At 43.4% G+C, this 6,534-nt stretch carries 7 protein-coding genes; 6 read left to right on the top strand and 1 reads right to left on the bottom strand.

Features of this window, described 5'->3' with window-relative positions:
• The 3 genes from ADS79_RS29805 to ADS79_RS29795 all read left to right on the top strand — a co-directional run.
• The coding region (locus tag ADS79_RS29805; protein ID WP_049742070.1) for a hypothetical protein at nucleotides 1-539 on the top strand (539 nt) is incomplete at its 5' end.
• Nucleotides 540-913: 374 nt separating this feature from the next.
• Complete coding sequence (locus tag ADS79_RS29800) at nucleotides 914-1,489, top strand: sigma-70 family RNA polymerase sigma factor (RefSeq protein ID WP_049742069.1); 576 nt, start codon at nucleotides 914-916, stop codon at nucleotides 1,487-1,489.
• Nucleotides 1,479-2,531, top strand: a complete 1,053-nt coding sequence (locus tag ADS79_RS29795; RefSeq protein WP_174769607.1) for a hypothetical protein — start codon at nucleotides 1,479-1,481, stop codon at nucleotides 2,529-2,531. The genes ADS79_RS29800 and ADS79_RS29795 overlap by 11 nt, the downstream gene beginning before the upstream one ends.
• A 196-nt stretch (nucleotides 2,532-2,727) precedes the next feature.
• Here the strand turns inward: ADS79_RS29795 and ADS79_RS29790 are convergent, their stop codons facing one another.
• The gene (locus tag ADS79_RS29790) at nucleotides 2,728-3,258 is read right to left on the bottom strand and encodes a GNAT family N-acetyltransferase (protein WP_049742068.1); all 531 of its coding nucleotides are present in this window, start codon (nucleotides 3,256-3,258) and stop codon (nucleotides 2,728-2,730) included.
• Nucleotides 3,259-3,385: 127 nt separating this feature from the next.
• Here ADS79_RS29790 and ADS79_RS35405 point away from each other — a divergent pair, with 127 nt between their 5' ends.
• The 3 genes from ADS79_RS35405 to ADS79_RS29780 all read left to right on the top strand — a co-directional run bounded on the left by ADS79_RS35405 (nucleotide 3,386) and on the right by ADS79_RS29780 (nucleotide 6,473).
• Nucleotides 3,386-3,532, top strand: a complete 147-nt coding sequence (locus ADS79_RS35405; RefSeq protein WP_161807328.1) for a hypothetical protein — start codon at nucleotides 3,386-3,388, stop codon at nucleotides 3,530-3,532.
• 204 nt (nucleotides 3,533-3,736) lie between these two features.
• A complete protein-coding gene (locus tag ADS79_RS29785; protein WP_049742067.1) occupies nucleotides 3,737-5,320 on the top strand; it encodes a sensor domain-containing diguanylate cyclase in 1,584 nt (527 codons plus the stop codon).
• A 139-nt stretch (nucleotides 5,321-5,459) separates the two neighbouring features.
• Nucleotides 5,460-6,473, top strand: coding sequence for a hypothetical protein (locus tag ADS79_RS29780; RefSeq protein WP_049742066.1), 1,014 nt, complete (start codon nucleotides 5,460-5,462; stop codon nucleotides 6,471-6,473).
• Nucleotides 6,474-6,534 lie beyond the last annotated feature (61 nt).

Genomic DNA, 6,534 nt, shown 5'->3' with positions numbered 1-6,534 from the left:
CACGAGAAGGAGGAACTAACTTATTTCCTCTCGACCCGTGTCTTGACAATGGGGAGCATTACACCTTGGCGCTTGCCATTGGCATTGTAGCGTGGAAGTTCTGGCAGCTCTATCAGTACCCATCGCCCACTTTTCATACTAAAGCGTTCAAAGCTACGTTTAAAGATGAAGGTTCTCTGGCCAGATTGGCTCTATTCGTGGTTCTCGCCCACTATGCCATCCTGTTCGTGTTTCAAAAAGGTCTGGTTGATCGATGGAACGACGTGAAGAAATGGATGATCGTAGCTTCTCGTCTGGCGCGTAAATGGCATACACCTGCTGCCTTAGTGGCACTTGCACTCATCTTTATCCACGTCATAGGAGCGTTTCTATATGGGATTGAGCTGGACTTTTCAAACGTGAGCGGTCTTCTGGCTCTCCTCGTATTGCTCCCTGTGCCAATCTCCGGATTACTGCGGTATCGGAAGCTGGACAAGAAGTGGCATTTGCGTACAGGACTCGCTTTTGCCTTTCTTTTTTTGCTCCATGCTTTTTTATAAAGAGGAGAGAGGGAAAACGGGGGGAATAGCTATAGGTGAGTCGGTGGTACTCTATGAATAAGGATCAGACTACGGGCTGTCCATAAGGTTTCATCTAGAAGAAACCTTGAATGTATCGAAACTCATTTCGCACCGCCAGAGAGCGGTGTTTTTTTACGTGGAATTCTGGATCGGATGACAAAGTACCTCAGCGCTCCGTGCATTGCTTCGGTGAAACCTTCCGCTAAACGGAGTCGTCCTCTTTAAGGAAGTCTTGCCTCGATAGAGTTATTCATATGATCAAGGGGCAATTTAAAAAAATCAAAAACACCGAACCTTTTCCGGGCAGAGCGACAATATAGGGTGTAAGCTGCTTACTCAGGAGGGCCCTCTGAATGCAAAGTGAATACATGTACCAATTACTTATGGAAATGAAGGATGGCAATCAACAGGCGTTTCATGAGCTATATGATGCTACCTTTCAGGACGTTTACCGGACGGTCTCCTTTCTGGTGGATCATCAGCAGGATCGGGAAGATGTCATGAACGAGATCTATATGCAAATGTGGACCTCACTTGCAAACTACGATACGAATCGACCTTTCCACTTCTGGCTACACGGCTTGGTCATCCGTCAAGTGCAGAGATTTCGGGTAAAGAGCTGGCGGAGGTTCCGAATTTTTGAGCGCATTCGTGCCTTTTCCAGGGAAGAGTCTCATTGGGATCAACCAGGCGTGTTGATGGATGGGACAAACCAAATGATAGCGAAGGCTATCCAGAAGCTGACTGACAAGCAGCGAATGGTGATTATCCTCCGTTTTTTTCACGACTATACGCTTGAGGAAATCGCGACATTGCTTGCTATTCCACTGGGCACAGTGAAGTCCAGATATCATGCAGGCATCCAGGCGCTTCGAAAAAACATATGGAATCTCCCCCCAGAAAGGATGGAAGAGATCAATGAGTATTGAACGCAAAGTTCGTGAACATCTACACGAAACAGCAGAAACGATAGAGTGCCCGCCGGCTATTTCCAAACGAATCAAACAATCCTATTCTCACTATTTGCAACAAAAAAGGAGCGAAAAAACCATGAAAAAACGATTAATTGGTGGAATTGTTGCTGCTGCGTTTTTGATTCCAACTGCAGCATTTGCAGCCCCTGCCGTGATTGAATTGCTTACGAGAACACCAATGACTGCTGAACAAGTCACTGTGGATGAGATTGGCAACGCAACACTTGAGAAGCTGTATAGCGCATTTCCCGAAACAAAATCGTTTGAGATTATTGATGCAAGCAATGTCCAAGGCGTTCAAACAAGCATCACCCTGCAGGAAAATGGCGGCACTGGCAAAAAGATTACGCTTCATACAAATGGTACTACGGGTGCGATTGAACATGTAATTCAAGAGAATTGGGAACCGAAGGATAAGCCGCTCACAGCTTTAACTGATCAGGAGATCAAGGCAAAGGTAGATCATCTCATTGAAAAAATGTACGGCAACAGCAATGCGTACGAGGTTGCAATAGAGCAAATGGAGAACCCGGATCAAAAAACGTTTATGCTGAACTACACCAAAAAGGGATCGACAGCACCGTTCTACCAAGTATTTGTTCAGGGCGATTCCATCAGTGCCTCTCTGATCGGAGGGGAGACTACACCTTCAAACACGAAGGTAGAAGGTTTCTTTACTACAAATGGTAAGCCTGATTATTTTGGTGATGCCTTTTTAAATGATGAAAAACTGTTTTCTCTACTAAACATGAGTGGAACAGAATTGAAACAGGAATTGGCAAAAGGAAAATCTGTTGTGGAGGTTGCTGCCTCTAAAAATGTCTCGAGGCAACAAGTGATTGATGTCATTGCCAAATCACAGGTTGATATACAGATGCAAGGTGAAAAGAATGGCGAAGTTCCTAAAAGCAATGCTTCAAATGCACAAATGTTAAAAGCGATTGAACCGAAAGTATTGCAAGTGATTGAATATAAATCTGAAGCAACAGCGAAGTAATAACAAGTTTCTCTATCAAATACTCCACTAGATGTGGGGTATTTTTTATGCCCAGCGTGATAAAACGGCAGTAACAGCAAAAAGAATGAGTTTAATCAAAAAGACAAATCCCACAGTGATTACATACTCAATGAGCCCACCAATCATCGTACTCAAAATGAAATTTTATTATTAAACTGGTGATCAGCGGTGTACCTCATCTCGAACCCCGCAAAACCGTGATAAACCCATCCAATATCTCATGACTCACAGCAAAGCCCTTCCGTTTATAAAACTCCAAGGCGTTCTCATTTCCATTGGAGACAAAGATAAAATAATCATGAATATCCTCAAATTGCTTTAGCCATTCCATCGACTTGTCAAAGAGAGTTGATCCAATTCCATATTGTCTGTACGCTTCTTTTATATAAAATTGAGATAAGCATCCCACATTCTTTCCGTCAACAGTAGAAAGATCAAAAAAAGTGGCAAATTCATTGTTATAGGCTTCTTTGGGAGAGATGTTGGAATAGACATAGCCTACAATGTCGTCGTCGTGTTTTGCTACGATAATATGGTTGTAAAGTGCTTTTTGGACAGAGGGAACCATTCGGGTGTCAAAATTCATGCTGTCAAACCGCTCAGGGCTGACCTGTGTTTTGGATTTCTGGAATGCCATCAATTCATTGCACAGCTCTCTACAGCATTCTATGTTTTCATCGGGTATCCATTCATATTTTATGTTCATAGAAAATTACCCCCTCTATTTCATCGCTTTAATCATCATGGATTTAGTATAGAACATAGGGAAGCGATAACAAGTATGCAGTTTTTTCTTACTAAGTAAGGAAAAACTGAGTAAAGGAGCGCTTCAAATGAACCAGGAAGAAACGGGATATAAAAATATAAAAGATTGCCCATTAACCTTTGCCTTGAGCATCATTGGAGGATTACGGGTTAATCACACGCAAATTAGTGATAATCAGCGTGAATCCAGTAGTAACCCAAACACGACCACCTGATGAAGGTGGTTCTTTCTTTTTATCGATAAAAATTTTAAAAAGTCAACAGAAAGCGCTTACTCTTTTCTATATGCTTGAAAGCAATATCAGCGAGTGTTAGACTGATTTTTGTTTATAACAAGAGAATGACGAATATTTTCACGTTTGCCAATATTGCTAGGAAGTATAGTTAGAAGCTCCATTCTGACTACGAGGGGACATCCGATGCCTGTCTTACAAAGAAAGACAAACCACTGGAACAAAATTAGCCTGGTCACGCTGTTAACTGGGCTGGTTTCTATGTCTGTTGCTTTAACTGTTACGATTCTTCTCATCTCCTCCTATCAATCCAAAAAGCAAGCCCTGATCAACACAACATTGACCTTAAATCACACAAGTGCACTCAAAATGAGTCACACCATCGACTCTTTGATCAAATCGATGCGGAGCAGCTTGCGGTACTCTTCAAACCTCTTTTCAAAGCCGTTGTCCGCAGCGGAAGGATATTCGAAACTCGAGCTGATCCGTCATACAAACAACTATTTTAATTCGATTACGGTAGTGGATGAAACGGGGCTGGTACGATATGTGTCGCCCGAATCGATTGGAACAGTAGGTCAACATATTACAACGGAGACGGCGAAAACAGCACTGGCATTAAAAAAACCGTACATTTCCAAGCCATATGTAACGGCAAGCACCAATCGCCTCATCGTATTTATTAGCGAGCCCATTTTTGAGGAGAACGGAAACTATCGGGGATTTATCGCAGGAACAATCTATCTGCATGAAAACAATATTTTGAATACGATCTTTGGAAGCAATCCGACAGATGAGCTGGACTCCTCATTTTACATTGTAGGGTCAGACGGCCATTTGTTGTATCATCGTGATACAAATCGGATCGGTGAGGATATCAGTGAGAATCAAGCCGTACGCAAGCTGATTCAAGGAAAAAGTGGATATGAACAGATGGTCAACCTGCGGGGAGAGACGGTATTATCTGCGTATGTGAAGGTTCCAGAGAATGGCTGGGGCGTCGTAGCTGTGTCGCCGATTAGTGCCGTCTATGAACAATTAAATCGGCATCTTGCCTCTATTTTGCTTTATATGCTGCCACCCTTTCTACTATTAATGCTTGTCGTTATTTGGCTGGCGCGCAGAGTTGCAAGACCTTTTGTCTCCCTGGCTGATCTTGTGAGCAAGGCTGGACGAGAAGAGGTTGAGCTCGCCGAAGGAAAACAGCATTGGAATCGAGAGGCTGAGCTGTTAACTCGCGCCATTCGCTATGCATTCAGCGATATGAAAAAACAGACCGATCAATTGGCACATGATGCCAGGACAGACCCTTTGACAGGGCTAACCAACCGAAGAACGCTCGAAGAAACCTTGCAGCAATGGATGGAGGAGCCAATCTCTTTTTCTGTGATTATGATGGACCTTGATCATTTTAAATCAATTAATGATACCTATGGTCATCAATCTGGGGACGAGGTGCTGAAGCATTTTGCCCAGATTGTTTCTGCCTCTCTGCGGTCAGGTGATGTATGCTGTCGTTTCGGAGGGGAGGAATTCGTTGCATTGATTTCACACGCAGATGCTAAAGAGGCCTATCAGGTGGCAGAGCGAATTCGTCATACGCTAGAGACAAGTCCCAATCCAATCGGGCAGCCGATAACTGTGTCTCAAGGAATCGCGCACTATCCTTCGCATACGGATTCGGCAGAAGACCTGCTACATTTGGCTGACGAGGCATTATATAATGCGAAGAGATCCGGGAGAAATCGAACGGAAATAGCGGAAGGTTGAGGCGCTACCCGATGCGCTCGGAGCTGTTTACTTTCAAACAGTTGTTGTGGATTTATCTGCGGCGACTGTTTTTTTGTGTCACAAAATCTGTTCAGCTGGATCAAATAAGTGATCTGGAAGCAGAAAGGGAGAATGACATATGAAGAAACAAACGATAGTAGCTGTAAGCATGGTGGCATTGCTGTTGTCCGCAGCATCCCCGTTTACCAACATGGAGACACCTGTGTACGCAGCTGTTCAGGGTGAAGCTGTAAAAGCAGAAATGAAGACTCTCGCTCAGTTGGATAAAAACGTCGTAGAAGCGGCCAAGCACGCGATGCAAAAGCACGCGGGCAGCGTCCCCATCGAACTGGATAAAATCAGCGGGGAGAATGCCGATTGCTGGGTAATTTCCGCAAAAGACAACAGGGGAGAGGTCCTGGTTACCAAGAAAGAGGGAAAAGTCGTATTTGTAAAAGTAACTCTCAAGTTCAACGAAGTAGAAGCCAATCTGCAAAACACAGTTACGAGTACGTTGAAAGGGATGGATGCAAAACGTACCTATGTGATTGATTCAGTCGAGCGAATCAACCGGGAAAAAGGAAATGTTTGGCAATTTAATGGGGAAAATATATCGGTAAGCATTGACGTCGAGACTGGGAAAGTCAACACGGCGTCTCTGGGGTATACAAACCAACAAATGAACGCCAAAGTGGTCGAGACAGCGCAAAAGACACTGAAGTCGCTTTCTAACGGAAATACATCAGGGTTACTCCCGGACGTAACGCTTGTAAAAGATACGCAAAGACATTGGGATCAAGTATGGAGCTTTATGGATAGTAGTCGGACATATAGCATCATCATAGGGGCAAAAACAGGAAAGGTCGTTTCAGCAACCATTTTCAACGAGTTTAGAAATGACAACTATGTCTCGGACGAAGATATTCCGAAGGTGTTTGCTAAACCTTTCTATACAAAAGAAAAGGCGATTGTTGCTTTGAACCCCATGATGAAAAAAGTATTCAACCTTGATTTAAGCGGATACAATGTCTCGTCTAAATATAATGAGTATACGTTTACGAAAAAGGGAAAACCGACTGTAACGGCATCTATTAACAAAAAAGGTGTCTTCTATGATTTCACCGTTACGCCGGAAAACGGTTTGGTCAATTAGAAAATGGATTTTGCGACCCGACACTACTCTGATATAGAGTGGTGTTTTTTAATTTTAGTGA

Source organism: Brevibacillus reuszeri, assembly GCF_001187725.1.
Lineage (GTDB): Bacteria > Bacillota > Bacilli > Brevibacillales > Brevibacillaceae > Brevibacillus > Brevibacillus reuszeri.
Note: the sequence above shows the minus strand (reverse complement) of the source record. Positions and strands in the feature narration are given on the sequence as shown.

Coding starts and splice junctions, on each gene's coding strand:
- ADS79_RS35405 (WP_161807328.1), top strand. CDS start 3,386: ATGAACCAGGAAGAAACGGGATATAAAAATATAAAAGATTGCCCATTA.
- ADS79_RS29800 (WP_049742069.1), top strand. CDS start 914: ATGCAAAGTGAATACATGTACCAATTACTTATGGAAATGAAGGATGGC.
- ADS79_RS29780 (WP_049742066.1), top strand. CDS start 5,460: ATGAAGAAACAAACGATAGTAGCTGTAAGCATGGTGGCATTGCTGTTG.
- ADS79_RS29795 (WP_174769607.1), top strand. CDS start 1,479: ATGAGTATTGAACGCAAAGTTCGTGAACATCTACACGAAACAGCAGAA.
- ADS79_RS29790 (WP_049742068.1), bottom strand. CDS start 3,258: ATGAACATAAAATATGAATGGATACCCGATGAAAACATAGAATGCTGT.
- ADS79_RS29785 (WP_049742067.1), top strand. CDS start 3,737: ATGCCTGTCTTACAAAGAAAGACAAACCACTGGAACAAAATTAGCCTG.